The 25,679-nt window shown below is 66.1% G+C and carries 25 protein-coding genes and 1 other RNA gene; 16 read left to right on the top strand and 10 right to left on the bottom strand.

The annotated features are described in order from the left end of the window. The first annotated feature begins 12 nt into the window (after positions 1 to 12). The 5 genes from H8R18_RS09235 (at position 13) to H8R18_RS05240 (ending at position 3,684) form a co-directional block, all read left to right on the top strand. Positions 13 to 267 (top strand): hypothetical protein, encoded by a 255-nt coding sequence (locus H8R18_RS09235; protein ID WP_227712762.1) that lies wholly within the window; start codon positions 13 to 15, stop codon positions 265 to 267. Then, entirely contained in the window at positions 258 to 1,910 is a 1,653-nt protein-coding gene (locus tag H8R18_RS05250) for an HsdM family class I SAM-dependent methyltransferase (protein ID WP_227712761.1), read from the top strand. The genes H8R18_RS09235 and H8R18_RS05250 overlap by 10 nt, the downstream gene beginning before the upstream one ends. Then, complete coding sequence (locus tag H8R18_RS09230; protein WP_227712920.1) at positions 1,907 to 2,551, top strand: hypothetical protein; 645 nt, start codon at positions 1,907 to 1,909, stop codon at positions 2,549 to 2,551. Before H8R18_RS05250 ends, H8R18_RS09230 begins: the two co-directional genes overlap by 4 nt. Next, positions 2,455 to 2,859 carry a restriction endonuclease subunit S gene (locus tag H8R18_RS05245; protein ID WP_227712901.1) on the top strand — a complete coding sequence of 135 codons (405 nt, stop codon included), beginning with the start codon at positions 2,455 to 2,457 and terminating at the stop codon, positions 2,857 to 2,859. The genes H8R18_RS09230 and H8R18_RS05245 overlap by 97 nt, the downstream gene beginning before the upstream one ends. A 120-nt stretch (positions 2,860 to 2,979) precedes the next feature. Further along, on the top strand, positions 2,980 to 3,684 hold the full coding sequence (locus tag H8R18_RS05240) for a hypothetical protein (RefSeq protein WP_191071033.1): 705 nt from the start codon (positions 2,980 to 2,982) through the stop codon (positions 3,682 to 3,684). A gap of 131 nt (positions 3,685 to 3,815) precedes the next feature. Here H8R18_RS05240 and H8R18_RS05235 read toward each other — a convergent pair whose 3' ends face one another. After that, entirely contained in the window at positions 3,816 to 4,778 is a 963-nt protein-coding gene (locus H8R18_RS05235) for a hypothetical protein (RefSeq protein ID WP_191071032.1), read from the bottom strand. Positions 4,779 to 4,999: 221 nt separating this feature from the next. Continuing rightward, positions 5,000 to 5,374, bottom strand: a transfer-messenger RNA (tmRNA) gene (ssrA, locus tag H8R18_RS05230). A 358-nt stretch (positions 5,375 to 5,732) separates the two neighbouring features. On the opposite strand from ssrA, the gene H8R18_RS05225 reads away from it, so the two are divergent. The 3 genes from H8R18_RS05225 to H8R18_RS05215 all read left to right on the top strand — a co-directional run bounded on the left by H8R18_RS05225 (position 5,733) and on the right by H8R18_RS05215 (position 8,245). Then, positions 5,733 to 6,017 carry an HU family DNA-binding protein gene (locus H8R18_RS05225; RefSeq protein ID WP_191071948.1) on the top strand — a complete coding sequence of 95 codons (285 nt, stop codon included), beginning with the start codon at positions 5,733 to 5,735 and terminating at the stop codon, positions 6,015 to 6,017. 96 nt (positions 6,018 to 6,113) lie between these two features. After that, complete coding sequence (locus H8R18_RS05220; RefSeq protein WP_223875089.1) at positions 6,114 to 6,434, top strand: DUF3039 domain-containing protein; 321 nt, start codon at positions 6,114 to 6,116, stop codon at positions 6,432 to 6,434. 68 nt (positions 6,435 to 6,502) lie between these two features. Continuing rightward, positions 6,503 to 8,245, top strand: coding sequence for a DEAD/DEAH box helicase (locus H8R18_RS05215; protein WP_191071946.1), 1,743 nt, complete (start codon positions 6,503 to 6,505; stop codon positions 8,243 to 8,245). Positions 8,246 to 8,252: 7 nt separating this feature from the next. Here the strand turns inward: H8R18_RS05215 and H8R18_RS05210 are convergent, their stop codons facing one another. Beyond that, complete coding sequence (locus tag H8R18_RS05210; protein ID WP_191071031.1) at positions 8,253 to 9,617, bottom strand: nicotinate phosphoribosyltransferase; 1,365 nt, start codon at positions 9,615 to 9,617, stop codon at positions 8,253 to 8,255. A 91-nt stretch (positions 9,618 to 9,708) separates the two neighbouring features. Here H8R18_RS05210 and clpS point away from each other — a divergent pair, with 91 nt between their 5' ends. The 4 genes from clpS to H8R18_RS05190 are packed head-to-tail and all read left to right on the top strand — an operon-like array spanning position 9,709 to position 12,196. Then, positions 9,709 to 10,002: an ATP-dependent Clp protease adapter ClpS gene (gene clpS, locus H8R18_RS05205; protein ID WP_223875088.1), complete on the top strand. Its 294-nt coding sequence runs from the start codon at positions 9,709 to 9,711 to the stop codon at positions 10,000 to 10,002. Continuing rightward, the gene (locus H8R18_RS05200) at positions 9,999 to 10,595 is read left to right on the top strand and encodes a DUF2017 family protein (RefSeq protein ID WP_191071029.1); all 597 of its coding nucleotides are present in this window, start codon (positions 9,999 to 10,001) and stop codon (positions 10,593 to 10,595) included. Before clpS ends, H8R18_RS05200 begins: the two co-directional genes overlap by 4 nt. A gap of 9 nt (positions 10,596 to 10,604) precedes the next feature. Continuing rightward, on the top strand, positions 10,605 to 11,414 hold the full coding sequence (gene murI / locus H8R18_RS05195; RefSeq protein ID WP_191071028.1) for a glutamate racemase: 810 nt from the start codon (positions 10,605 to 10,607) through the stop codon (positions 11,412 to 11,414). Further along, positions 11,411 to 12,196 (top strand): MBL fold metallo-hydrolase, encoded by a 786-nt coding sequence (locus H8R18_RS05190; RefSeq protein WP_223875087.1) that lies wholly within the window; start codon positions 11,411 to 11,413, stop codon positions 12,194 to 12,196. Before murI ends, H8R18_RS05190 begins: the two co-directional genes overlap by 4 nt. Here the strand turns inward: H8R18_RS05190 and rdgB are convergent. Further along, on the bottom strand, positions 12,193 to 12,846 hold the full coding sequence (gene rdgB, locus H8R18_RS05185) for an RdgB/HAM1 family non-canonical purine NTP pyrophosphatase (RefSeq protein WP_420826898.1): 654 nt from the start codon (positions 12,844 to 12,846) through the stop codon (positions 12,193 to 12,195). The genes H8R18_RS05190 and rdgB overlap by 4 nt on opposite strands. After that, positions 12,846 to 13,598: a ribonuclease PH gene (gene rph / locus H8R18_RS05180; RefSeq protein ID WP_191071027.1), complete on the bottom strand. Its 753-nt coding sequence runs from the start codon at positions 13,596 to 13,598 to the stop codon at positions 12,846 to 12,848. Before rph ends, rdgB begins: the two co-directional genes overlap by 1 nt. 285 nt (positions 13,599 to 13,883) lie before the next feature. Here rph and nudC point away from each other — a divergent pair, with 285 nt between their 5' ends. Continuing rightward, positions 13,884 to 14,618 carry an NAD(+) diphosphatase gene (nudC, locus tag H8R18_RS05175; protein WP_194189181.1) on the top strand — a complete coding sequence of 245 codons (735 nt, stop codon included), beginning with the start codon at positions 13,884 to 13,886 and terminating at the stop codon, positions 14,616 to 14,618. A gap of 12 nt (positions 14,619 to 14,630) precedes the next feature. Further along, on the top strand, positions 14,631 to 16,712 hold the full coding sequence (locus H8R18_RS05170; protein WP_191071025.1) for an ATP-dependent DNA helicase UvrD2: 2,082 nt from the start codon (positions 14,631 to 14,633) through the stop codon (positions 16,710 to 16,712). Here the strand turns inward: H8R18_RS05170 and H8R18_RS05165 are convergent. Both H8R18_RS05165 and H8R18_RS05160 read right to left on the bottom strand, forming a co-directional pair. After that, positions 16,709 to 17,683 (bottom strand): hypothetical protein, encoded by a 975-nt coding sequence (locus H8R18_RS05165; protein ID WP_191071024.1) that lies wholly within the window; start codon positions 17,681 to 17,683, stop codon positions 16,709 to 16,711. The two genes, H8R18_RS05170 and H8R18_RS05165, sit on opposite strands and share 4 nt — an antisense overlap. 85 nt (positions 17,684 to 17,768) lie before the next feature. After that, positions 17,769 to 19,244 (bottom strand): zinc-dependent metalloprotease, encoded by a 1,476-nt coding sequence (locus tag H8R18_RS05160; RefSeq protein WP_191071023.1) that lies wholly within the window; start codon positions 19,242 to 19,244, stop codon positions 17,769 to 17,771. A gap of 108 nt (positions 19,245 to 19,352) precedes the next feature. Here H8R18_RS05160 and H8R18_RS05155 point away from each other — a divergent pair, with 108 nt between their 5' ends. Then, positions 19,353 to 20,456, top strand: a complete 1,104-nt coding sequence (locus H8R18_RS05155) for a YlbL family protein (protein WP_191071022.1) — start codon at positions 19,353 to 19,355, stop codon at positions 20,454 to 20,456. Here the strand turns inward: H8R18_RS05155 and H8R18_RS05150 are convergent. After that, positions 20,441 to 20,983, bottom strand: coding sequence for a PPA1309 family protein (locus H8R18_RS05150; RefSeq protein ID WP_191071021.1), 543 nt, complete (start codon positions 20,981 to 20,983; stop codon positions 20,441 to 20,443). The two genes, H8R18_RS05155 and H8R18_RS05150, sit on opposite strands and share 16 nt — an antisense overlap. A 308-nt stretch (positions 20,984 to 21,291) precedes the next feature. Here H8R18_RS05150 and H8R18_RS05145 point away from each other — a divergent pair, with 308 nt between their 5' ends. Continuing rightward, the gene (locus H8R18_RS05145; RefSeq protein WP_227712900.1) at positions 21,292 to 24,153 is read left to right on the top strand and encodes a UPF0182 family membrane protein; all 2,862 of its coding nucleotides are present in this window, start codon (positions 21,292 to 21,294) and stop codon (positions 24,151 to 24,153) included. 84 nt (positions 24,154 to 24,237) lie between these two features. Here H8R18_RS05145 and H8R18_RS05140 read toward each other — a convergent pair whose 3' ends face one another. Both H8R18_RS05140 and H8R18_RS05135 read right to left on the bottom strand, forming a co-directional pair. Beyond that, complete coding sequence (locus H8R18_RS05140; protein WP_191071020.1) at positions 24,238 to 24,924, bottom strand: response regulator transcription factor; 687 nt, start codon at positions 24,922 to 24,924, stop codon at positions 24,238 to 24,240. A gap of 8 nt (positions 24,925 to 24,932) precedes the next feature. Then, positions 24,933 to 25,646, bottom strand: a complete 714-nt coding sequence (locus H8R18_RS05135) for a sensor histidine kinase (protein ID WP_191071019.1) — start codon at positions 25,644 to 25,646, stop codon at positions 24,933 to 24,935. Between the last annotated feature and the right edge of the window lie 33 nt (positions 25,647 to 25,679).

Here is a 25,679-nt window from a genome sequence, read left to right as displayed (position 1 = left end):
GAGCGTCTGCGATTGAGTGATTCTGGACAAGTGGATGTGAGAGGCAACTGGGAAATGGCGAACGAGCGAATCACTGAGGACATGGTCGAGGCGCAGTTGCGCTCATTGGGCTTCTACGACGACGAGGAGGCCATCATCGTCGAGAAGCAACAGTCCACCGTTGTTGCTATCCGCAAGGCGTTGTCGAAGGCTTCCAAGCGAGGCAAGGGGGGGGAGGCTATCCGGAGTACATTATCACCGCCCCGGCCACGCCGGACATGGTCGTGATCATCGAGTGCAAGGCCGATGTAAGGAAGCACCGTTCGGTGACCTCGGACCGAGCTAAGGACTTCGCGGTCGACGGTGTGTTGCATTACGCGCGGTTCCTGTCTCCGACGTACACGGTCATTGCTATTGCCGTCTCCGGCACTCCCCAGAACAACGAGTGGTCGTTCTTCGTCATGCCCAAGGGACAGGCAGAACCTGAGCAACTTGTCTCGCCCCAGGGGGCCGCCATCACATCGATGGTGAGCATGGACGACCTGATCCGAGCTGCGTCCTTCGACCGCAAGGTCCAGGCCAAGCGCACCGAGGATCTGATCACGTTCTCCCAGCACATGCACGAGTTCATGCGGGACGAGGCAGAGCTGGAGGAGAAGGAGAAGCCCCTGGCCGTCGCCGGAACGTTGATCGCGCTTAAGGACGAGGTGTTCGCCAAGACTTACGACGCCTATCCGGCCACGCAGCTCCCGGGTTTCTGGATGGCTTCCATTAAGAAGGTGATCACCTCAGCCAAGCTGCCGAACGCGAAGATCACGAACATGACGCAGCCGTTCTCCGGCATCGAGGTGCATCCCGAGCTGAGTAAAGCCACCAAGGGCTTCCCCAAGGGCTTGCTCAACGAGATCGTGACCATGCTCGCCGAGAAGGTCATGCCGTTCATCACCGTCTACCACGACTTCGATGTGGTGGGCGCCTTCTACGGAGAATTCTTGAAGTACACGGGCGGCGACGGCAAGGGCCTGGGCATCGTCCTCACGCCGAAGCACATCACCGAGCTGTTTAGCCTCTTGGCCAACGTCGACAAGGACTCGGTCGTGCTCGATCCGTGCGCCGGCACCGGCGGCTTCCTGATCTCGGCCATGAACCACGCGATGCGGACGGCCACCGCAGAAGCCGAGGTCGAGGCCATCAAGAAGCAGCATCTGATTGGCGTCGAGCAGAACCCCTCGATGTACGCCCTGGCTGCCTCCAACATGATCCTGCGTGGTGACGGCAAGGCAAACCTCTACCAGGGCTCCTGCTTCGACACCGCCATTACGAAGGGCATGGCCAGTCACAAGGCGACCGTCGGGATGGTCAATCCTCCCTACGCAAAATCGAAGGCGGACCTGCACGAACTGCGCTTCGTGGAGCACATGCTCGACAACTTGGCGCCGGGCGCGATCGGTATCGCCATCGTGCCGATCTCGTGCGCGACGGCACCCAGCGATCACAAGCGGAACCTGTTGAAGAAGCACACCCTCGAGGCAGTGATGTCGATGCCACCGGAGGTGTTCTACCCCGTCAGCGTGGTCACTTGCATCATGGTCTTCACGGCGGGGGTGCCGCACGCGAAGTCGAATCGCAAGAGCTGGTTCGGCTACTGGCGCGAGGACGGCTTTATCAAGGTAAAGAACCTCGGCCGCGTCGATCGAAACCATGGGTGGGACCAGATCCGCGATCGCTGGGTAGAGACCTTCCGCAACCGTGAGGTGTATCCCGGCGAGTCCGTGCTCCAGCAGGTCACAGCTGATGACGAGTGGGTGGCCGAGGCCTACATGGAGACCGACTACTCCAAGATCAGTGAGAAGGACTTCGAGAAGGTTCTGCTGGACTACGCGCTGTTCTCGCTGCGTGGCGTCACCGCTGAGAGGGGTGAGGACGAGTGAGGCGTCTGGACGACATCTTCGACCTGCGATACGGACAATCACTGGAACTCAACTCCCTGACGCAGGTTGATGCCCCTGACGGCGTGAACTTCGTGTCGCGCGCCAGAGGCAACAACGGTGTGACTGCCCGCGTTCTGCCGCCCGGCGATGTGGGGCGCGCCGGTGAGATCACCGTGGCTCTGAGCGGCGGCGTGCTTTCGTCCTTCGTCCAGCCCGAGGACTTCGTGACTGGCTTCCATGTAATGATTCTTACTGCCAAGGATCCGGCCATGACTCTGGTGGAAAAGCTGTGGTGGTGTCGGTGCATCTGGGAGAACCGCCGCCGCTTCTCGTATGGTCGCCAGGCCAACAGGACGCTGGGGTCGCTGCTCATGCCCGAAGCGTGCCCGGGCTGGGCATCGGCCAAGGAGGTTCCTTCTAACGACGCTCTCGCCGACGGCTACCAGAGCAGGATCTCGCTGGCACGTCGCAACACGTGGCTCGACTTCCGCTTAGACGAAACTGTTCACCGAAGAAGGGCAAGCGAGTCACGAAGGCGGATCGCATACCTGGCGCCACCAGGTTCATCGGCGCCTCGGAAAAGAACAATGGCATCACCGATCTCTGCGATCTGCAGCCGATCTTCGAGGCCGGGACGTTGACGGTGCCCTACAACGGTTCTGTCGGCTTCGCGTTCTACCAGGACGAGCCCTATTGGGCGTCGGACGATGTCCAGGTGCTCATCCCCAATAGCCCTGTCGACAAGTGGGCTCTGCTATTTGTGTCGACGATGATCCGGTTCGAGAAGGATCGGTTCACCTACGGGTATAAGTGGAATCTCGCTCGGATGAAGGCAACCACCATCCACCTCCCGGCGACACCGGCTGGTGACCCTGACTGGGACCATATGTCGGCGTACATGCGGGGGCTGCCATTCTCGGCCGCGGTGGCCAGGAGCGAGGAGGCGTGACGTGAAGATCGGCTACGCACGCGTCAGCACGTCGCGCCAGGGTGAGTCGGTGTCATCGCTGGCATAGTGTTCAACGTCTCGCGCCAGACGATTTACCGGGACTCTGGGTAAGGTGGCGAAGTGACGCAGGAGGGCGCGCAGAACATGAGTGACGACGAGCAGGAGCAGGGCCCGGACACGACACCGGACGACAACCTGGAGGCGTTCCTCGTCGACTTGTCAGCTTGTGACGACGAGGACCCGATGACCCTGCGTGAGTTGCAGGAGGCCCTTGAGGACGAGTCGCATCCCCGCCATGTGGAGGCGGTGCAGCGCAACAAGGAACTCGCCGAGCGGTTGAGACCGGCGATAGATAGTCTGCAGCAGACGATGATTGAGCAGACCGGGATTAAGGAGCTCCAGAAGACGATGGCCGCCTCCGTTCCGAAGGTGATGCCCAGCATCGACCTCTCCAAGCTCACCGGGCCCGCGGTTGACAAGCCGGAGTTCGACTTCATGAACTCCGCGATCGAGCAGTACCAGAGGCAGCAGCGCTTGATACGCGAGGCGGAGGAAGAGTTCCAACGGGTGACCAACGCTATTGCCGATGCCCGGGCCGAGCGTCAGGAGATGGAGGACCAGCGGGCGCGGCAGACGCTCGATGTGCTCATCTCGATGGACGCTCGCCTGGTGCAGCTGAACAGCCGGATCGAGGGCGTCGACGCGCGGATCGAGGCTAGCAACACCAGCTCGTCGAAGGGGGCGGGCTGGACGATCACGGTGGCGGTGCTGACGCTGTTGGCCACCATCTCGGGCATCGTTGTCACGGTGATGCTGAGCCGCTAGCAGACCCCGTAAGATTCTGAGTAGCTGGGCACGAAAGCGGCACGGGTGGCCCACTAGTCACCACATCGCACCTAAGGTAAACGTCACCGCCCAGAGCTCACGCTCTGGGCGGTGACGTTTAACGTTGCCTGCTACTGCTGGCGAATGCGCCGGGTAACAGCGAGGGAGCCGGCCGCAATGAGGGCGGCGGCAAGCAGACCGAAGCCGGCAGCCGAGGCACCCGTACGTGCCAGAGCCGGGTCGGTGGCCTGGGCGGGGTCCTTCGGGGTCGCGGGCTTCTCGCTTGCGGGAGGCGTCTGTTCCTCAGGGGTCTCGGTCTCGGTGGTGACATCCTCGTCGGGATCGGCGGGAGTCGTTTCCTCCGGATCGGGATCGGGAGCGGGCGCCGGGCAGTTGGGCTCACCGGTCACGGTGAACGGGTGCGCCTTCTTATACGTCACGGAGCCGTCCTTGCTGGTCAGCGTGACATTCATGACGTAATTGCCGGCCGTCAGGTGGCAGGGGAGGGGGATGACGCGTTCGTCGTAGTTACCGTCCGTCGGAACCGCGTGATCGACGAGAACGTCGTCGCCCAGCGCCCACGTAATCGTCGTGTCTTCGGGGATGTTGTATCCGAAGGCATCGACTGAGCCGCCGGGAGTGGCGTGGTCATCGAGGACCTCGGTCGTGGGGCAGCCCTCGCTTTCGTTGACCACAAACGTTTGTTCGTCGTCCCAGACTGCCTCGTCGCCCGACTCGCTCCGCTCGGTGGCGTGACCGTGCACGGTGTACGTGCCAGGCGCCCATGCGCACGTGACGGGGAACGAGAAAGAAGCGTACATGTTCTTGTCATCGTCGGTGATGACGGTCTTCGGCTCCGTCCAGTTGGGCGGAGTGGACGGACCCGAGAGGGTATACGTGACGGTCGCTCCAGAGTACAGGATCGAATATGTCACTGTCTGGGTCTGTCCGGGAACGACGTCAGCGTGTTGGAGTTCGAGCACAGGTGCCGCAGCAATGGCGTGGGCAGGGGATGGGGCGAGAGCGAGCGCTGAGCCGCACACGAGAGTGGCGAGAGCTGCTCCCACGAGCGAGCGCAGGTGTCGTACAGACATAGAGAAGTCGACCTTCCTAATCGGGGAACGCAGCCACAATAGGGGCGTGCGTTATCACGCCAATTCTAGGTGACCCCGCGCGTGGTGGACAATGCCGGCTGGGTCTCACCGCCGAGACCATCCCGACCTTCTCGCGGGCTCAATGCGCGCGAGAAGCGGATGGCCCGAGAAACGACAACGACCCAACCTGCGTCAGAAAGCGCAGGTTGGGTCGTTGCATCGAGTGGAGCCGCGGGGAATCGAACCCCGGTCCGATGGCTGATCCACACGGCTTCTCCGTGCGCAGTTCGCTGACGCGTTTCTCGGCTCTAGCCTGTCTCGCGAACAAGCGGCTAACGAGCCCAGTTACGTAAATCTCGCGTTGCGACCCGTAACCTGCCGCGACGCCAGTGGCTTCATAGATGACGCCAGGATCCGTAGCTGAAGCAACTACGGGCTGACGGACTTAAGGCGCTCGCTGGACTTAGGCAGCGAGGGCGAAGTCAGTGCGGTTATGTTCAGCACTTATTGGTGTGTGAAGGACGTTATCGAGATGACTTCACATTCTCGGCACGCTTCCCGTGAATCACCAACCACCGTCGAAACCGATCGGCCCCTATGAAATTGTTCCCGCCGATGCGGGAGTCCCAGCCTATCGGTACCACCGCACCGATGCAACGGCGTCAGGGCAGCGATGCCGCGGCGATGTTGACAATGTCACGCCGGTGCCATGGCGAGGGGAACGGAGGCAGCGATTGACCGTCTGTGGGCGGGATCGGGGCATAATAGACGATCCCACCCGTGGTGACTATTGCGCGGGCGCGCGCTGGGGCACATCGGGTGGGAAAAGCCGTAACGGTCGGGAAAGATCGGGGTTGCGAGGTACCGCATTTGCCCGAAACGTGGGTAGAGTGAGGGCGTCCACGCAGGTGGCCCGGTGCACGGGCCTACCGACTACGCAACGAGAGGATGACAATGTCCGTTAACCGCACCGAGCTTGTTGCTCAGATTGCCGAGCGCGCGCAGCTGTCCAAGGTCCAGGCCGAACAAGCCCTGGCCGCGTTCCAGACCATCCTGATCGACTCGCTCAAGGCGGGCGAGACCGTCAAGGTCACCGGCCTGTTCTCGGTCGACCGCGTCGAGCGCGCTGCTCGCACCGGCCGTAACCCTCGCACCGGTGAGGAACTGCACATCCCCGCGGGCTACGGCGTCAAGATCACGCCGGGTTCGACCCTGAAGAAGGCCGTGTCGAACAAGTAACGCGCCGATAAGCTCAACGACCCGGGAGTTTCCTCCCGGGTCGTTGTCGTCGTGCTCAAGTGGGTGCCCGGTGCGGACCGGTCCTAGGATGGGGGCATGACTCCGACGCCTCACCCCCTCATGGAAGCAGAAGCCGAGCCGGCACGCGGCGGGTCGACCTCGGTTCTTGAGCGCCCCGAGGTGCGCCGGCAAAAGTCCGATGGCGACAACGAACGTTACTCCCACTACGTCAGCCAGGAACGGCTGAAGGCCGCCGGCCCCGGGCGCCCCGTGGTGGCTTTGTGCGGCAAGGTGTGGGTGCCGATGCGCAATCCGCAGGGATACCCCGTGTGCCCGAAATGCCGGGCGATTCTCGACGAGATGTCGTCGCACGGTCCCGGCTGGCCGTTCTTCGACGCGCCGGGGTCGCCTTCGTGAGCACGGCGTCGTCGCCGCACGCCACCTCCGCCTCACCCACCCACGCCTCAACGTTCGCGGCCGAGACGATGTCTCCGGCCTATCCTCACCGGGCAGCATGGGGCACGGCCGGGCGGCTGCGGCAGTGGCAACAGCAGGCCCTAGACTCCTACCTCGCTACCAAACCCCGCGACTTCTTGGCCGTGGCAACCCCGGGGGCCGGGAAGACGACGTTTGCCCTGCGCATCGCCGTCGAACTCTTCGGTGCGGGTGTCATCACAAAGCTCACGGTCGTGTGCCCGACCGAGCACCTGAAGAACCAGTGGGCCGGGGCGGCAGCGCGCGTGGGAATCCACATCGATCCGTCGTTTACGAATTCCCAGGGGCGCGCGGGCAGCCACTTCGACGGAGTTGCCGTGACGTACGCGCAGGTCGCGAAAAACCCGGACGTGCACGCGGCGCGTACCCGCGCGTTTCCCACGCTCGTCATCTTCGACGAGATTCACCACGCCGGCGACGCGCTGTCGTGGGGCGACGGAGTGCGCGACGCCTTCACGCCGGCCACGCGCCGCCTGGCGCTGACGGGCACGCCGTTTCGCTCCGATACGACGCCGATTCCGTTCGTGCGCTACGAGGAAGACGAGCGCGGGTTGCGTCGCTCCAGCGCGGACTACACCTACGGCTACGGCGAGGCGCTGCGCGACGGCGTCGTTCGCCCGATCCTCTTCCACTCCTACTCCGGGCACATGGAGTGGCAGACGAGCCAGGGCGAGCAGCTGGCGGCGCGGCTGGGTGAGGCGACGACAAAAGCCATGGAGAAACAGGCGTGGCGCACGGCGCTGGATCCCGGCGGGCGGTGGATCCCCGAGGTTCTCGCGGCCGCCGATCAGCGGTTGCGCCAGATCCGCCGCCAGATTCCGGATGCGGCCGGCCTCGTCATCGCCTCAAATCAAAAGGCCGCCCGCGCCTATGCCGCTCACCTGCGCGAGATCACCGGGGTGGAGCCGACGCTCGTGCTCTCCGATGATGCCGGCGCGTCCGAGCGCATCGACGATTTTCGCGATTCGGATGCCTCGTGGATGGTTGCCGTGCGCATGGTTTCTGAGGGCGTGGACGTGCCGCGCCTGTGTGTGGGCGTCTACGCGACGTCGACGTCGACCCCGCTGTATTTCGCCCAGGCCGTCGGGCGTTTCGTGCGAGCGCGCCGGCGCGGCGAGGTGGCGAGCCTGTTCTTGCCGTCGGTGCGCCCCCTGTTGGGGTTGGCCGCGGAGCTCGAGACGCAACGCAATCACGCCCTCGATAAGGTCACCAACCCTGACGCTCCGACGATCGAGGAGCGGGCAATGGCCCAGGCCAACGCCACCGAACAGGCGTCGGCAAGTCTGTTGGGGGAGTTCCAGGCGCTTCAGGCTCAGGCCGAGTTCTCGGGTGTGCTCTTCGACGGCGCCGAGTTCGGTACGAACGCCGAGGTCGGCTCGCTCGAGGAACAGGAGTACCTGGGGATTCCCGGTCTGCTCGACACCGATCAGGTGGCGCGACTGCTCCACGACCGCCAGGTCAAGCAGCTCAAGGCTCAGCGCGCCGCGCAGAAGGCGGCGGGACAGCGCGACGAGAACGCCCGCATCGCCGACCACCGCATGCGCGCGGCCAAACGCAAGGAACTCAACCGCCTCGTCGCCCAGTATTCGCGGCGTACCGGGCGTCCCCACGCCGCCATTCACGCCGAACTGCGCCGCCGCTGCGGCGGCCCCCACGTCGCCCAAGCTGAAACGGCTCAGATCGCCAAGCGCGTCGACATGGTGCGCGCGTGGTTCGTCGGTAAAACCGGGTAGGGGCGCGCTACTCTGTCTCGTCGGGGCGGTCAGCCACGTCGACGTAGTGAGTGGGAATCGCCGGTTCGCCGGCCGAGAGCCGCCACGCGGGATAGGGCAGCTCGTTGCGCGCGCTGATGTGATGAGCCTGGGCGTCGGTGAGCGCCTGCGGGCCGACGTAGAGACGGTTGATCTCGCCGTCAACGACGAGGGGGACTTGCAGGGGCCGGGCCCCGCGCTCGGCGAAGATCTCCTCGGCGCGCTCGCGCTCATCGGCGACGACGAGCAGCTCCTCGCTCGCGTACCCGTCCTCGCCGATGACGCGGCCGGCGAACTTGGCACCCCCGACCGTCTGCTTAGATGCCGACTTTTTCGCGACGTCGTGGCGCGTGCCGGCCTCGTCGGTGTACTGGACGAGTTTGTAGACGAGCGCCGCGGTGGGAATTCCCGACCCCGTGACGAGCTTCGTGCCCACGCCGTAGGAGTCGACGGGAGCGGCCCCCAGCGAGGCGATCGCGTATTCGTCGAGATCGTTGGTCACCGTGATCTTGGTCGAGTGGGCCCCCAGCGCATCGAGCTGTTCGCGAACCTTGAACGCCTGAGCAACGAGGTCGCCCGAGTCCAGGCGCACGGCCCCCAGCTCGCCGCCGGCCTCGCGGGCGATGCGCACCGCGCGCTCGACCCCGCGCGTGACGTCGAAGGTATCGACGAGCAGCGTCGTCCCCGGCCCCATCGCCGCCACCTGGGCGCGAAAAGCTGCCTCCTCGTCGTCGTGGACGAGGGTGAACGAGTGCGCCGACGTCCCGATCGTCGTAATCCCGTAGCGCTTGCCGGCCTCGAGATTCGACGTCCCGGCGAAGCCGCCGATGACGGCGGCACGCGCCGCGGAGACACCGGCGCGCTCGTGGGTGCGGCGGGCTCCCATATCCAGGCAGGGGCGACCGTGGGCGGCGATCGTCATCCGCGAAGCGGCCGAGGCCACGGCGCAGTCGTGGTTGAGAATCGACAGTGCCACGGTCTCGATGACCACCGCCTCGGCGAAGGAAGCGAAGACGGTGAGTAGCGGAGAGTTCTCAAAATAGCACTCGCCCTCGCGGTATCCCAGGATCGTGCCGGTGAAACGGTAGGAGCGCAAGAAGTCAAGCGTCCTCGTCGACACGATGCGGTTATCGGCCAGATAGGCGAGGTCGGCTTCGTCGAAGCGGAACCGCGCAAGCGCCTCAAGGAAACGCGCCTGGCCGGCGACCACGCCGAAGCGACGAGAGGGCGGCAGCCGTCGGCCGAAAAGTTCGAAAACGCACGAACGCTCGGCCGTGCCCGATGCCAGCGCGGCGTCAAGCATTGTCAGTTCGTACATGTCGGTCAGCAGCGCTGTCGTGAATGACGAGGTCATTCTGCAAGCCTAACTGAGGCGAGCCGCCGGCAGGGTGCGGCGAATCGCGAAACCACCTCGCACACCCGCCCGGATGCCTACGATGGGACTCATGACCGCTTCGTCGCCCCTGAGTGCCACGCGGCCGAAAATCCGCCCCCAGGGTGGATATAGCGGCTGGCGCACCGTCGTGTGGGACGATCCGGTCAATCTCATGGCCTATGTCACCCGCGTTTTTCGCGAGCATTTCGGCTATACCCAGGCCCAGGCCCACGCCCTCATGATGCAGGTCCACCGCACGGGATCGGCCACGGTCTCGCGTGGGGCGCGCGAACGTATGGAGGCCGACGTCGTGGCCATGCACGGGTACGGTTTACGCGCGACGCTCGAAGCGGACCCATCGTGAGCGCGTTTCGATGCGGCCACGGCGGCATCGTTGTGGAGCTTCCCCGCGACGACGCCGAGCTGGTGGCGCGTGCCGCAGACGAAATCATCGTTCTTCTCGATGCCCCCATCATCGACCCGGCCCTGATGAATGCGCTGACCGATGATGCTCCCGAGATGCCCGATCCGGCGAACCGCTCCCTCGTCAATCTCCTGCAACCGATGGCGAGCGACCCCGATCTCGACGACGAGCTGCGCGCCATGAGCGTCGAGACCCTGCGCCAGGAAAAGGCCGAGCGCATGGGGGTGCTCGCCGCCGATCTGCGCAAGGTCGCGGCCGACGGGAGCCTGGTACTTACACCGGGGCAGGAATGGGTGTGGCTCGGGGGGCTCACGGACGTGCGGCTGGCGCTCGCGGGGACACTCGGGGCGGCCACGGCTGCCGACGTCGAGGCGATTCACCGCTATGTCTTGGACGTGTCCCGCGCCACCGACGTCGCCGAATTGGTGCGCGCTGAGGGGGTAAATCCGCTGGTTGCGAGCGTTTTCCTGGTCGTTGGCGCGTGGCAAGAGTCACTGCTGGCGGTCATGGATGCTCGCGATAGCGCCCACTAGGCTGGGGGCGTGAATAACGCACCGATCGGTATCTTTGATTCCGGGGTCGGCGGGTTAACGGTTGCGCGTTCGGTCCTTGACGTGCTGCCCCACGAACAGATTCTCTACGTGGGCGACACCGCGCACACCCCTTACGGCGACAAGCCCCTCGCGCAGGTGCGTACATACGCGCTCCAGATCATGGACGATCTCGTCGATTCCGGCGTCAAGATGATCGTCATCGCGTGCAATACGGCGTCATCGGCGGTCCTCCACGACGCACGCGAGCGCTACACGGATTCCCGCGGCATCCCCGTCGTCGAGGTCGTCGTCCCGGCCGCTCACGCGGCGCTGCGGGCGACGACGAATCACCGCATCGGCGTCATCGGGACGGTCGCGACGGTGACGTCGGGGGTCTATCAAGACACGCTTTCGGTCGTGCCCGGCGTCGAGGTCTATGCCAACGCGTGCCCGCGATTTGTCGAATTCGCCGAGGCCGGGATCACGACGGGCGACGACCTCCTCGCGGTCGCGCGTTCCTACCTGGAACCTCTCATCGCCCACGACATCGACACCCTCGTCCTCGGGTGCACCCACTATCCGCTGCTGGCAGGCGCCATCAGCTACGTGTGCGGTGACGGAGTGACCCTCGTGTCCTCGTCCTCGACGACAGCCCGGCGCGCCTACGCCGAATTGGCCCGTGCCGACCTCATGCGCGATCCCCGACTCGACCCGCCGGTCCACCGCTTCACGGCGACGGGACCGGCCGATCGCTTCCTGGCGTTGGCTCACCGGATCTTGGGGCCCAACGTCGAGGGATTGGACCCGGTGACGACATGAGCTCCATGAACCTCATCGCGCTGGGCGCGACGGGATCGATGTCGGGACCGTCCTCGCCCGCCTCGAGCTACCTCGTGCGCGCCGATGACGGCGAACGCACGACGTCGATCGTCCTCGATCTGGGACCCGGCAGCTTCGGCGCGCTGTGGCGGGTGTGCCCGCCGAGCGAGATCGACGCCATCGCGCTGTCCCACCTCCACATCGACCACTGCGGCGACCTCATGTCGATGCAGATCTACCGGCGCTGGAACCCCGCGGGCCCTCTGCCGCCGCTGCCGTTGCTCGCCCCCGCCGACGTGATTGCCCGCATGCGCGGACTCGACGGCTACGCCGATGACGACACCTTCGCGGGGGAATTCAGCCACGGCGTCCTCGCCGACAACGCCGTCTTCGAGATCGGGTGCCTGAAAATCACGGCATTCGCCGTGCGCCACACGATCCCCTCCTACGCGCTGCGCATCGAGGGACCGGGACCACACGGCCCGCAGATCATCACGTACTCGGGGGACACCGATACGTGCCCCGGCCTCATCGAGGCGGCCCGAGACGCCGACCTGTTCCTATGCGAATGCGGCTTCACCGGTGCCGATAGCGCTCGCGGAGTGCACCTAGACGGCGCACGGGCGGCCCGAGTCGGCGCCGAGGCCGGCGTCAAGCGGATGCTGTTGACGCACATCCAGCCGTGGACGGATCCCGACATCCCGCTGAGCGAAGCGCGCGCGGTGTGGGATGGCCCCATCGACCTCATCGCGCCCGAGGTCACCTACGAGGTCGACGCCTAGACCTCGTCGCGCGCGTCCGGTCCCAGTTCGATGACGGTGGCGATGACGGGAGCCAGTTGGCGGAACGATAGGCCGCGATGGGAGATGGCGTTCTTTTCCTCGGGGCTCATCTCGGCTGTCGTCACGTCGAAACCGTCGGGAACAAAAATGGGGTCGTAACCGAAGCCCGCGCTTCCGCGCGGTGCCGTGAGCAGGCGACCGCGCAGCTCCCCGAGTGCGGAACGGACGACGCCGCCGGGCGTGACGAGGACGGCAGCGGAGACGAAGCGCGCCTGGCGGTGGGGATCGGCGACGTCGGCGAGCTGGGCGAGGAGCAGGTCGAGATTGGCCTGATCGTCGCCGTGGCGGCCGCACCAGCGCGCCGAGAAGATTCCCGGAGCACCGCCGAGAATGTCGACGCACAGGCCCGAATCGTCGGCAACTGCTGGCAGGCCGGTCGCCCGTGACAGGGCCTCGGCCTTGATGCGGGCGTTGGCGCTGAACGTCGTCCCGTCCTCGACGGGTTCGTCAGCGCCGACCTGCGCGGCCGAGATGACCCAGTCGTCGCGCCAGCCGGACACGAGCGGAGCGAGGATGGCGCGCAGTTCGTCGACCTTGTGCGGGTTGTGGGTGGCCAGGACGAGCTTGGCGGTCTCGGGCACGTCCACGATCACGCCTCCAGCGCCTCGCGCTGAATCCGGGCGAGCTCGGCGTTGCCGCGCGTGGCTAGCTCAAGCAGCGAATCGAGCTGGCGGCGATCGAACGGTGTGCCCTCGGCGGTTCCCTGGACCTCGACGAAGGCCCCGGAGCCGGTCTGAACGACGTTCATGTCGGTGTCGGCGCGCGAGTCCTCCTCGTAGGGCAGGTCGAGGAGCGTGCGCGAACCGACAAGGCCGACCGAGATCGCCGAGATGGAATCGGTGAGGACGCGGCGCGTGGGTGTGTCGGGGCGAATGAGGCCGTTGGCCTGCCCCCAACGCACGGCATCGGCGAGAGCAACGTAGGCGCCGGTGATCGAGGCCGTGCGCGTGCCGCCATCGGCCTGGAGGACGTCGCAATCGAGGAGAATCGTGTTCTCGCCCAGCGCGCTCATATCGACGATGGCGCGCAGCGAGCGGCCAATGAGGCGCGAAATCTCGTGGGTGCGTCCCGAGCGCTTGCCCTTGACGGATTCACGCGCCGAGCGCGTCGACGTCGCACGTGGCAGCATCGAGTATTCCGCGCTGACCCATCCCAGGCCCGAATCCTTGCGCCACCGCGGCACCCCCTCGGTCAGGGAGGCCACGCAGAGCACCCGGGTATTGCCGAACGAGATGAGGGCCGAGCCCTCGGCCTGGTCGATCCAGCCTCGTTCGATGCGGATGGGGCGCAGTTCGTCATCGGCGCGCCCGTCGGCGCGTAGCGGTGTCGCGGTCTCAGTCATGGCCCCTAGCCTATGCCTACCGCCGGTGCACTCTGGCGTACGGTGGTCTCATGACGCCCGTGCCCGCTATGGCCCGCGGGGCGCCCTCGACCTGGCCACTGACGCGCGCCGACGTTTGACCCCGATGGTGCCGCCGACGCGCGCACCCGCGTCATCGCCATTGGCCCGCGTCGCTGCATCCTCGCCGCGAATCCCCGTCGCCTGCTCGATCTGAGCGCCGCTGAGCGCGCCCGTGTTTTTGCCGCGCGTTCACCGGCCGAGCGCTACCGCGCGGGAAGGCTGTGGATGCTCGGGCTCGACGCGGGGCGCCTCGTCGTCGGTATCGTCCTCGATGAGCGCGAGGCGGCGGCGCTGGTGCCCGAGCAGGGTGCACCGGCCGAGGAGGCGTGGCCGGCGTGGCGGCCGCTTCGCGAAGCGGGGGAGCTCGAGGGAGCTGATGCGACGGCGGCGTCCCACGCGTTCGCGCTCGCCCACTGGTGGGCAAATTCCCACCACTGTGCCCGCTGCGGTGGCGCGAGCGTGCCGAGTGCTGGTGGGTGGGAGCAAAGGTGCACGGGGTGTGAACGCATCGAGTATCCGCGCCAAGACCCCTCGGTTATCGTCGCGATCACCGACGAACGTGATCGGCTGCTGTTGGCTCATAACGTCATGTGGCGGCCGCGTTCGATGTCGCTCATCGCCGGCTACATTGAGGCCGGCGAGGCCGTCGAGCGCGGGGTCGAACGCGAGGTCGCGGAAGAGACCGGACTGAGCGTTAGCGACATCACCTACGTCGCCTCGCAGGCGTGGCCGTTCCCGCGCTCACTCATGCTCGGGTTCCGCGCTCGCACGCGCGGGGGAGAGCTGCGCTTGGCCGACGGTGAACTCGATCGCGCGGCGTTCTTCACCCGCGACGACTACGACCGCGCCTGCATGAGCGGCGAGGTCACCCCGCCGGGGCCGACGGCGATCGCGGCGACGCTCATCGAGGACTGGCTCGGGCATCCCCTGCGCCGCCCGACCCACGTGGCGCCGTGGTAGAAAGGAACCGCCATGGCTATGCGTGATCCCTCCCAGCTGCTCGATTGCCTCGACGAGAACCAGCGCGACGTCGCTGCCCATCCCCTCGGGCCCATGTGCGTTCGCGCCGGGGCCGGGACGGGAAAGACCCGGGCCATCACCTACCGCATCGCCTACGGGGTCGCGACGAACCAGTACACGCCGACGAACGTCATGGCCGTCACCTTTACTCAGCGTGCCGCCGTCGAGATGAGCACCCGGTTGCAAACCATCGGGGTTGACCGCGTGGCGGCGCGGACGTTCCACTCCGCCGCGCTGCGACAGCTGCGGTTCTTCTGGCCCACCGCCGTCGGCGGGCCGTTCCCCGAGCTGAGCGCGCGCAAAGCGTCTCAGGTCACCGCCGCCGCGTCCCGGCTGGGGATCCGCATTGACACCGACCGCATCCGCGATCTGTCCCAAGAGATCGAATGGGCGGCCGTCTCCCTCGTGGGGGATGCCGAATACCCCGAGACCGTCGCTCGCCTGGGTCGCGCGGTTCCCGCGGAGCTCGACGCCCACACGATGGCGAAGCTGTTGCGCGTCTATCAGGACACGAAATCCGAACGCGGCATCATCGACTTTGAAGACGTGTTGACGTTGACGTGTGGAATGCTCGAGGAGCGCCCCGACATCGCCGCACAGATTCGTCAGCAATACCGCCATTTCGTCGTCGACGAATACCAAGACGTCTCGCCGCTACAGGCACGCCTGCTGTCGCTGTGGCTGGGGGATCGCCGCGATATCTGCGTCGTCGGCGACGCGGCGCAGACGATCTATTCCTTCACCGGCGCCACCGAGCGCTACCTGCGCGAGTTCACGACGACCTATCCCGAGGCCCGCGTCGTCGAACTCAACCGCGACTATCGCTCGACGCCCCAAATCGTCTCACTAGCCAACCACCTCATGAGCCGGGCGGCATCGACCCAGTCCGTGCATCTGCGCGCGATTCCCGAGTCGGGGCCGGCCGTGGGATTCGCCTCCTACAGCGACGACGAGGAAGAAGCCACCCAGGTGGCGGCCCAGATCGGCGACCTCATCCGCTCCGGTGTGGCGCCGTCCCAGATCGCCATCCTCTTCCGCATCAACGCCCAATCGGCGGCGTTCGAAGACGCGCTACAGCGCGCGGGCATCGGTTTCGTCGTGCACGGGGGACAAAAGTTCTTCGACCGAGAGGACGTTCGCCGCACGGTCGCGTCGCTCCAGGCGGCGGCCAGGCTTACCCCGCAGACGACAGACTTGGCCGACGCGATGCGCGCGGCCGCCGAGGCCAATGGATGGACGGCCACGGCACCCGAGCGCCAGGGAGCCGTGCGCGAGAAGTGGAACTACCTCAACGCGCTCGTCGAGTTGGCCGGTGCGCGCGAGGACGGGGAAATCACGCTGGCCGCCTTTGCCGCTGAGCTGCTCGAGCGGGCCTCGGCCCAGGCGGCTCCCGAGATCGACGGCGTTATGTTGTCGTCGCTGCACTCGGCCAAGGGCCTCGAATGGGAGGCCGTCTTTCTCGTCGGGTTCAGCGAAGGGCTCATACCGTTCGTGCGCTCGCGCTCGGACGCCGACATGGTCGAGGAAGAACTGCGGCTCGCCTACGTCGGCGTTACCCGCGCCAAACGCCACCTGCGGATCTCGTACGCGCGTGCCCGCACCCCCGGTCGCCGGGGAAACCGCAAGGTGTCGCGATTCCTTACGCGCGTGTGGCCCGAGGTCGGACGCGCGCGCTCGCGGCCGAAGCGCACGCGAGCGACGTCGGGCAACGAGACCCAGCGCTTCCTCGGCGACGCCACGCCCGAGGACGCCGCGCTGTTCGAGACCCTGCGTTCGTGGCGCGCCCAAGTGGCGAAACAGGTCGGACTGCCCGCCTACATCATCGCCACCGATACGGCGCTGCGCGACATCGCTCAGGCGCGCCCGCGAACTCTCAAGCACCTCGGCATGTTGCGGGGAATCGGGCCGGCAAAACTCGAGACGTTCGGCGCCCCTATTCTTGCCCTCGTTGCCGGCGGCGAGCTCGACGCTGAGGTCACGCGCGCCGCAGCGGCATGGGCGAGCCGAGACACCTCTCCGGAAAACGGCTCTTAGGCAAGGACCGCCGCGGCCCCGCACGCGCAGTCGGGATGAGGCTCCCACGTGCGCACGAGGGGCGCGGGCTCACCGGGCACCCACAGCCACGAGGTTTGCTCGCAGCTGCTCGCCACCCCGGTGAGGGCGCGAACGACCTCGCCGGCCGCGAACGCCGCAACCTGCGCGCCCAACAGCGGATCGACGGCGGGAGGCGGCAGAGGGGCCAGCTGCGCGGCGATGAGTGGCCACGCGCGATCCTCGTCGCGCATGCTCAGCCCGATGCAGTGTAGACACGCGCTGGCCCCGGGGCGCACGAGCGGCCCCACCTCAATGGTTGACTCACCGATGGTGATCGGCAGGTGCGCACGTTCCGCGGCCATAAGAGGCGCCCACGTGGCCGCATCGCACGTGTATCCGGTGACAATGACGCTCAGGTCCGCCCGTGTATCGCTCGACGTCAACACCCGCGTGGATGCGCCTCGCAACAGGTGGGCCGCCGCCTCATCGCGGCGACGAAACTGCGAGGCCAGCGGTAAGAGGGCCGTATCGGCAGCGCCGATGTGGCCGCGGTCGTCCAGATAGAGCGTGCCGATCCCCGTCTCGACGCACAGACACGCCAGCCGTATACCGACGGCGGACAAGCCGCTGATGGCGAGGCTCGCCGCCTCAGGCAAACGCGCCGCGGCACCACCACCATCGCGAGCCCACATGGAGCGCGTATCGGGTCCGCGCTGCCCCGGGGACCGGCGACGCGTCGCCAGCCCGGCGCGCGCAAGGACATCCACGAACGCATCGATCGTCGCCGTCGACACCCCGCGCCGCGCGGCGTAGCGCACGATCTGCTCACGCGTGAGCGCCCGCTCCATGTGGGTGAGCACCGCAACCTCGGCATCCGACAGGTCAGTCAGGACGACACTTCTCGGCCCCGTGCCGCACTGAACGGACCCGGAGGAACGAATGAGGACGGGGACATCGGGATAGATATACACGGCATCTCCTCGATCGGCGATGCCCCCAGCCTGTCAAGACCGCGCCCTCCGCGGGGCCGGTGCGGCTCAGCTGTGGAAAACCACTCTAGGAATCGCTGCTCGACGTCACCGATTCGTCCCCCTCGGACTCCGTTCCCGGCTCCAGTCCCGAGGCATATCCCAACGTCCCGCCGAGCAGGCGTGCCAACTCGTCATCGACGTCGGCCTGCGCGGCGCGCTCGCGCTCGCGCCGCGCGCTAAAGGTTGTCGGGTCGTCAAGGTCGGAGGGCTTCGGCAGCACCGACGGGTGGGCCCACAGCCCGTCGCGTCCGGCGATGCCGAGCTCGTTGCTCAGGTGTGCCCACAGAGCCTGGGCGTCGCGGGCGCGCTTGGGCCGCAGCTGCAAGCCGACGAAGGAGCGAAGGATCTGTTCGGTGGGTGAACCGGATGCGCGGCGCCGGCGCATCATCTCGCTCAACGCCACCGTGTGGGGGATAAACGGTGCACATGCCCGCTGCGTCACCTCGGCGACCCAGCCCTCGATGAGGGCGAGCGTCGTCGCCAACTCGTCCATGGCTTCTTGCTGGGCCGGGGTCGGCGACGGCGAGAACAGGGAGGTCGACAGCGAGTTCGCGATGTCCTCCGGGTTGCGCATCGCATCGGCACCCTCGCCACTCATGGCCTCGCGCACGGCGTCCTCGATGGCATCCATGTCGAGGCTGATCTCGGCGGCATAACGGCGCACGGCGTCGACGACGTGGGCGCGCAGCCACGGGGCCGCACCGAAGAGGCGGGCGTGGGCGGCCTCGCGCACGGCGAGGAAGGCCTCGACCGAAGTCGCGTCAACATCGAGATCGGCGGCGAAGGCGGCGACATTGGCGTCGACAAGGGCCACGCAGTGGATGTTCCCCAATGGAATGCCGATGTCGGTCGAGCCGAGGGCATCGAGTGCCAGCCCGCCGATTGCCTGTCCCAGCTGCATCCCGAACAAGCTCGCGCCCATTTGCTCGATGAACTGCTTGGGATCTGTTCCGCCCATGAGCTGACCGAGGCCGGGCATCTGCGCCGATAGGCCGGAATCGGCGAGCCCATCCGGCCCCAGCTGCGTCTCGAGGGCCGACGTGATCGCCCGCGTCGCATTCTCGGCGACCGGCTCGAACAACTGCTGCCACACGTCGAACGTGCCCGCGATCCAGCCTTCCCGGCTCCACGCCGCACGACGAGGGAGGGCGCAGGTCAGTTCGGTCACGGGATCGAGCCACAGGTCGGCCTGGACGAGGAGGCGGCGCAGCTCCTCAGCACGCTGAGCGCTCACCGGATGGTCCTCCTCACGAACCCGGGTGAGCGCAAGTTCGTGGGCAACGTTCCAGTTGACGGGAGCGGTCGAGGAGAAGAATATCGCCTGTACCTGAGCCATCATCTGCCGCCCGATTTCGGCGTTGACGGGACCGGTAGGAAGTGGCAGCTGAGACGGATCGATTCCCTGGGCGCGCATGTGCTCGACCATCTCGTGAGCGATCTCCTCGCCGACCAGGGTGGTAAGCATCTGCAGGACTTCATCAAAGGGGTCGGGCTGGTCCATCGCGGTCTCACTCCTCGCCGGTGTCGTTACCCCTCTTAGGGTATCGGCCTTATCCGTACCGGCGCGAGGCCTAGGCAACGCGCGCCGCGGCGGTGGTTGAATAGCCCTGTGACGAACGGCAAAGCGGATCGGGCTAGGCCCTTCTCGAGGCGCACGCGCAGGATCGGATACACCCTGATCGGTATCGCGGTGGCGCTCATCGTCGTCATCGGCGTGGTTATCCCGATGCCCTATGTCATCGAGGGGCCGGGACCGACCTTTAACGTGCTTGGGCGCGAGGGCACGACTCCGATCATCACCGTGAGCGGGCATCCGCGTGCGCAGACGCAGAAGAACTTGCGGATGGTCACCGTGTCGATGCGCGGTGGGCCGGGCAGCCACGTGACGGGTGCGGAGGTCGCGTGGGCGCTGATCAATCCGGATGAGGCGATCTACCCGGTCGACGAGATTTATCCCGCCACGATGAGCGCTGAGGACGTGCGCAAACAATCCACCGCTCAGATGGAGGGCTCTCAGGTCAACGCGAAGGTCGCCGCACTCAGCGAGCTCGGCATTGCCACGCCCGCGACTCTGCGCGTCGCCGGCGTCGTCGACAATTCGCCGGCAGCGAAATACCTGCGCGAGGGCGACGTCATCACAGCGGTGTCCGTAGGTGGCACGCGCAGCGAGGTCACCGACGCCTCCGTGCTCTTTCGCCGGCTCGAGGCGGCGAGTCCCACCGATGACCTCGTCATCTTCTACACGAGGAACGGCGAATCGCACGAGGCGCACATGCGCGGCAAGGCCCGCACGGACGGTCCCGGCGTCCTCATCGGCGTTGCCGTTGATCCCCAGGTGAAGCTGCCCGTCGACATCGATATCACGCTCGACAACGTCGGCGGCCCCTCAGCCGGCATGATGTTCGCCCTCGGCATTATCGAGGTCATGACCGATGAGGAGCACACCGATAACGGCCCCGTCATCGCCGGCACGGGCGCGGTGTCGATGGGCGGGGGAGTGCTCCAGATCTCCGGGGTCCCCCAGAAAATGCGCGCGGCCACCGACGCCGGGGCGCACTGGTTCCTGCTACCCGAGACGAACTGCGCCGACGCGCTCGGACACGTTCCCGACGGTCTGCGGATCGTTCCCGTGGAGAGCCTGCACGAGGCCCGCGACGTCGTCGACGACATCGAACGCGGGCAGACGGCCGATCTGCCTCAGTGCTCGTCCTGATCCCCGAGCATGTGGCCGAGCACGTCGGTTAGTTCTGGTGCGAGGTCGGCCCCCTCGATGAGGGCGTCGGGGTCGTCGTAGCCGCGTCCACGGATGGCCGCCCACGCCTCGCCCGAGCGCGTGCGCGCGGCGATGATGCGGATATCTTGACGCAGCGGATGGTGGGCAACCCAGTCGGCCTGCGCGGCCGGGTCCTCAGGAAGATCGGCCTCGGCCTCGGGTGGTAGCGACAACCGCTCGATGACGATCGCAGCACCGGCGACCGCGGGCGGGAAATACACCGTTGCCGCCAGCTCCTCGAGCGAGGCCGTGAGACCGTCCTGGATGATCGCCGACAGGCTCTCCGGGTCGCGCGCGAGCGCCTCGGTGAGGTGATCGGTGCCCTCGGCGCCCACGTCGATGTCGCCGACGAGCTCTGCCGTGGGGACGAGGGCGAACAGCATGATCGGGCGATCCCACCCCAGGGTGCGGGTGTAGGTATCGATCTCGCGCACGCAGTGGCGCAGCGCAGAAGAAGGATTCGACATGCCTCTATCGTGCCCGGGTGGCCGGGACCGGGCAAGGCGGCCACCGCGCCCGCCTGCATGCGCATGTGAGAGACTAGACACTGGCAGTGCTCGACTCGATTACGCGTGAAGGAGCATGGTGAGCACCAACTTTTTTGACCTGTTCGGTGACCTCGGGTCGCCGGGGGGAGGGCGCGGCGGCACCGGTCGCGGGCGCTCCGGCCCCGGCTCGGGAGGATCCGGCCCGTCGATTCCCTCGCTGAAAATGAGCCGACCCATATCGGTCCCTTCGGAATCACCGTTATTGTCCTCGTGATTCTCGTGCGCTCATTTTCGCGGGGTCAAGTTTTGGAACGGAAATCCTGTGGTTTAACCAGATCGGGTATGCCCGGGTTTTCTGGACTCAGCTGTTTGCCTTCACCGGCATGTTTGCCGTGGGCCTCGTTCTCGCCGCGGCCATTCTCATTCCCAATCTTCATCTTGCCTGGCGCTCGCGCGTGAGTTTGGCCGAGGTTCCGCGTTCAGTGCAGCCCTACCGCAACGCGTTCTCCAAGCACCGCAAGGCGATCGCCATCATCTTGCCGCTGTTCATCGGCGTCATGGGGGGCTTGACGCTGGCGCCGCAGTGGCGCCAGATCCTGGTTGCGCTCAATGGCCAGCCCTTTGGGCGTCGCGACGCCCAATTCGGGATCGATATTTCGTTCTTCACCTTCACCCTGCCCCTCATCGATACCCTGTTGAGTTTTGTGTTGGGCATGGTCGTCATCGCTCTCATTGCGTCCGCCGCGATCGGCTACATCGTCGGCTCGGTGAGGTTCAGCCCGCTGCGCGTCGCTCGTAAGGCCCGCATCCACCTCGGCATTTTGGCGGCCATCGTGTCGGCCCTCATTGGGGTGCGCTACTACGTCGACCGCTTCGTCATGACCTATCAGGCCTCCTCGCCCGCGGACGGGGCGATGTACACGGCGGTTCACGCCCAGATGCCGGCGCGCCTCATCCTCGCGATCATCGCCCTGCTCATCGCGGTGCTGTTCCTCATCGCGGCGTTTAAGGGCTCGTGGTACCTGCCGGTGGCTGGCGTCGCCGTCCTCGTCGTCTCGGGCCTCGTGCTCGGCCTCGGCTACCCGCTGGTTATTCAGCGATTCAAGGTGGTCCCGAATGAGCGCGACCTGGAATCGCCCTATATTCAGCGCAATATTGACGCGACCTACGCGGCCTACGGGATGGAAAATCTCGAGTACGAAAACTACACGGCCCGCACCGACGCGACGGCGGGACAGCTGCGCGAGGACTCCGTGACGACGTCGCAGATCCGGTTACTCGATCCCGAGATCATCGCCCCGACGGTGCGGCAGATGCAGCAGTCACGCCAGTACTACACGTTTGCCGATCAGTTCTCGGTCGACCGCTACACGCTGACCAATTCTGATGGCGTGGAAGAAAAGCGCGACACCGTTATTTCCGTGCGCGATATCAACCTGTCGGCGCTGGCGAATTCCCAGCGCAACTGGGTGAACGACCACACGGTCTACACCCACGGTTTTGGCGTCGTGGCCGCATACGGCAACCACCTCAACGCCGACGGGCTGCCAGATTACTGGGAGCAGGGGATACCGTCTAGCGGCGAAATGGGCGAGTACGAGGAGCGGGTGTATTTCTCGCCCAACTCCCCGCAGTACTCCATCGTCGGTGCCCCGAAGGGAGCGAAGCCGCAAGAGCTCGACTATCCCGACGACACCAAGGAAGCCGGTCAAGTCCGCACGACCTATCAGGGAGATGGCGGGCCGAGCATTGGCAACTTCTTCGTGAAACTGCTCTACGCGGTGAAGTTTGCGTCGACCGACCTGTTCTTCTCGGATCAGGTCAACGAGAAGTCGCAGATCCTCTACGACCGCGACCCCCAGCAGCGCGTGTCCAAGGTGGCGCCCTATCTCACGCTGGACAACAAGTCCTATCCGGCCGTCGTCGACCTCGATGGCGACCCGAAGACGCCCAAGCGACTCGTGTGGATCATCGACGGTTATACGACCTCGGATTCCTACCCGTACGCTGAGCACGTCAATTTGGACGAGGCGACGGCGGATTCGCGCACCGAGAGCCGCGAGATGATTACGACCGAGAACACGATTAACTACATGCGTAATTCGGTCAAGGCCGTCGTCGACGCCTACGACGGTTCGGTCCGGCTGTTTGAGTGGGATAGCGACGACCCCGTGCTGAAGACGTGGGAGCGGATCTATCCCGGCCAAGTCAAGCCGATGTCGCAGATCTCGGGCGATCTCATGAGTCACCTGCGTTACCCAGAGGATCTCTTCAAGGTCCAGCGTTCGCTGCTGACGACCTATCACGTCAAGGACGCCCCGCAGTTCTACACCGGCGGCGACCAGTGGCGTCTGTCCGAGGACCCGACGGGTCGGGCGCGCACGAGCGCGACGGCGGAGCCGGGGATGTCGCTGCAGCCGCCGTACTACCTGACGATGAAGATGCCGTCGCAAGACTCCGCCGAGTTCTCGCTGACGTCCGTCTACGTCCCCGGCGGCAACGCCCAGTTCCGGCGCGCTCCGATGGCGGGCTTCCTCGCCGTTGACTCCGAGACGGGCAACGAGGCAGGCAAGGTGCGCGAGGGATACGGCAAACTGCGCATGATCGCCTTGCCGTCCTCGACGACGGTGCCCGGACCCGGGCAGGTGCAAAACAACTTCAACTCCAACCGGACCGTCAACCTCGAGCTCAACCTGCAGGATCAGCAGGGGTCCGAGGTCACGCGCGGCAACCTGTTGACGCTGCCCGTCGGCGGCGGCCTGCTCTACGTCCAGCCGGTCTACATCCAGTCCACGGGAGACACCTCGTATCCCCAGCTGCGCAACGTGCTCGTGGCGTTTGGCGACAAGATCGGTTTCGCGCCGACCCTGGAGGAGGCGCTCGACCAGGTGTTCGAGGGCAACGCCGCGGCGACGACAGCGTCATCGGGTGCGGCATCCGGTAGCGCGGGTTCCGCGCCGAGTGCACCCAAGGAGGCCTCGGCTCGACTTGAGGACGCGTTGCAGCAGGCTGCGGACGCCATGAAGTCGGCCGACGAGGCGATGAAGTCCGGAGACTGGGCCGCCTATGGGGAGGCGCAGAAGAAGCTCCAGACGGCCATCGAGGCCGCGCAGGCGGCGCAAAACGAGATGGGTAACGACGCCAAGTAGCCGGCTCGTTCCCAATCGGTGGGGCCCGCGGCCACAGCTGCCGCGGGCCCCACTGCATGCCCAACCGGGAGGCGCTGGCCTGACCTAGAGCGGATCGGAGTGGGCGAGGTAGAGGAGGATCGCGCGCACGCGCCGATTGTCCTCGTGCGGGGTCATCCCGAGCTTGGCGAAGATCGATGACACGTGCTTCGCCACCGCCGCCGAGGACAACACGAGCGCCGAGGCGATGTCGGCGTTGGAATCGCCCCTGGCCATGAGGGCGAGCACCTCGGTTTCGCGTGGAGTCAGGTGAGCCAGTCCCGAGGTGTTTTGACGCATCATCGCCTCGGTGACGTCGGGATCGATAACGACGCCGCCGGCCTCGACGACCTCGAGGGCACGAATGAAGTCGCTGACGTGGCCGATGCGGTCCTTGAGCAGGTAGCCGATGCCCCCGCTGTGATCGCGCGCCCGGGTGTGCCGCGTCGGGGCCGTAGCAAACAGCGTCGTCGCGTAGCGGGTGGCGACGTATTGCGACAGCACGACGACGCCCAGGCCGGGATAGGTCTCGCGGATGCTCACCGCAGCTTGCAGGCCATCGTCGCGCATATTCGGCGGCATCCGGACGTCGGTGATGACGAGGTCGGGCAGGTCATCGCGGTGGGCGTGGACGACATTGAGGAGTTCGGGTGCGCTCGAGGCGCTGGCCTGGACCTCGATCGAACGCCGGCCCAGTAGCGCCGCCACGCCCTCGCGGATGATCGCGGAGTCGTCGGCCAAAATGACGCGCATGGTGTTCCTTACGTGAGCGGATCGATGACGATGGAGGGCTCGCCCTCAAAGAGCAACAGCGGTATCGACAACGCGACTCGCGTTGGCCCGCCGATCGGGGAGGAGACACTCAGCGTGCCGCCGATGGCAGCCGCGCGTTCGGTCATCCCCTCGAGTCCGCCGCCGTGGCGAATCGTCGCACCCCCGGGTCCGGAATCGACGATCGACAGGCGGAGGTTCACCCCGGCGGTGACAAGGATCGATACGGGCGCCCCGGGCGCGTATTTGCGCGCGTTCGTCAGTGCCTCGGACACGAAGAAATACGCGGTTGCCAAGACGCCTTCGGGCAGGTCGGGCAGCGGTTGCGGGCAGCGCACGCTGACGTTGGGATCGCCGCCGACGAGGTCGTCGAGGGCGGCCACCAACCCCAAATCGGTGAGGACTTGCGGATGGATGCCGTGGACGGTGTGGCGCAAGGATTTGAGGGAACGCTCGAGGTTGACCTGAGCCTGGGAGAGGATCTCGAAGAGGACGGGATGGGAACGGACCTCCTCCATCTCGAGCGCCTCGCCCAGCCCAAAGGAGGCGGCGACGAGGCTTTGCTGCGTGCCATCGTGGAGATCGCGCTCGATGCGCCGTCGCTCGACCTCGTAGGCTTCGACGATGATGCGCCGCGACCGGGTCAGGGCAGCGACGTCGTCGCGACGATCGCGCGCTCGCCGACGCGAGGAAAAGGGCCACATGCCCCCATCGTAAAGTCAGCGGTTGGCCCCGGT

The sequence above is a fragment of the Nanchangia anserum genome, from assembly GCF_015240065.1.
GTDB classification, from domain to species: domain Bacteria; phylum Actinomycetota; class Actinomycetes; order Actinomycetales; family Actinomycetaceae; genus Nanchangia; species Nanchangia anserum.
The sequence above is the reverse complement of the archived record's forward strand: the minus strand, read 5'-3'. Positions and strand labels throughout refer to the sequence as shown.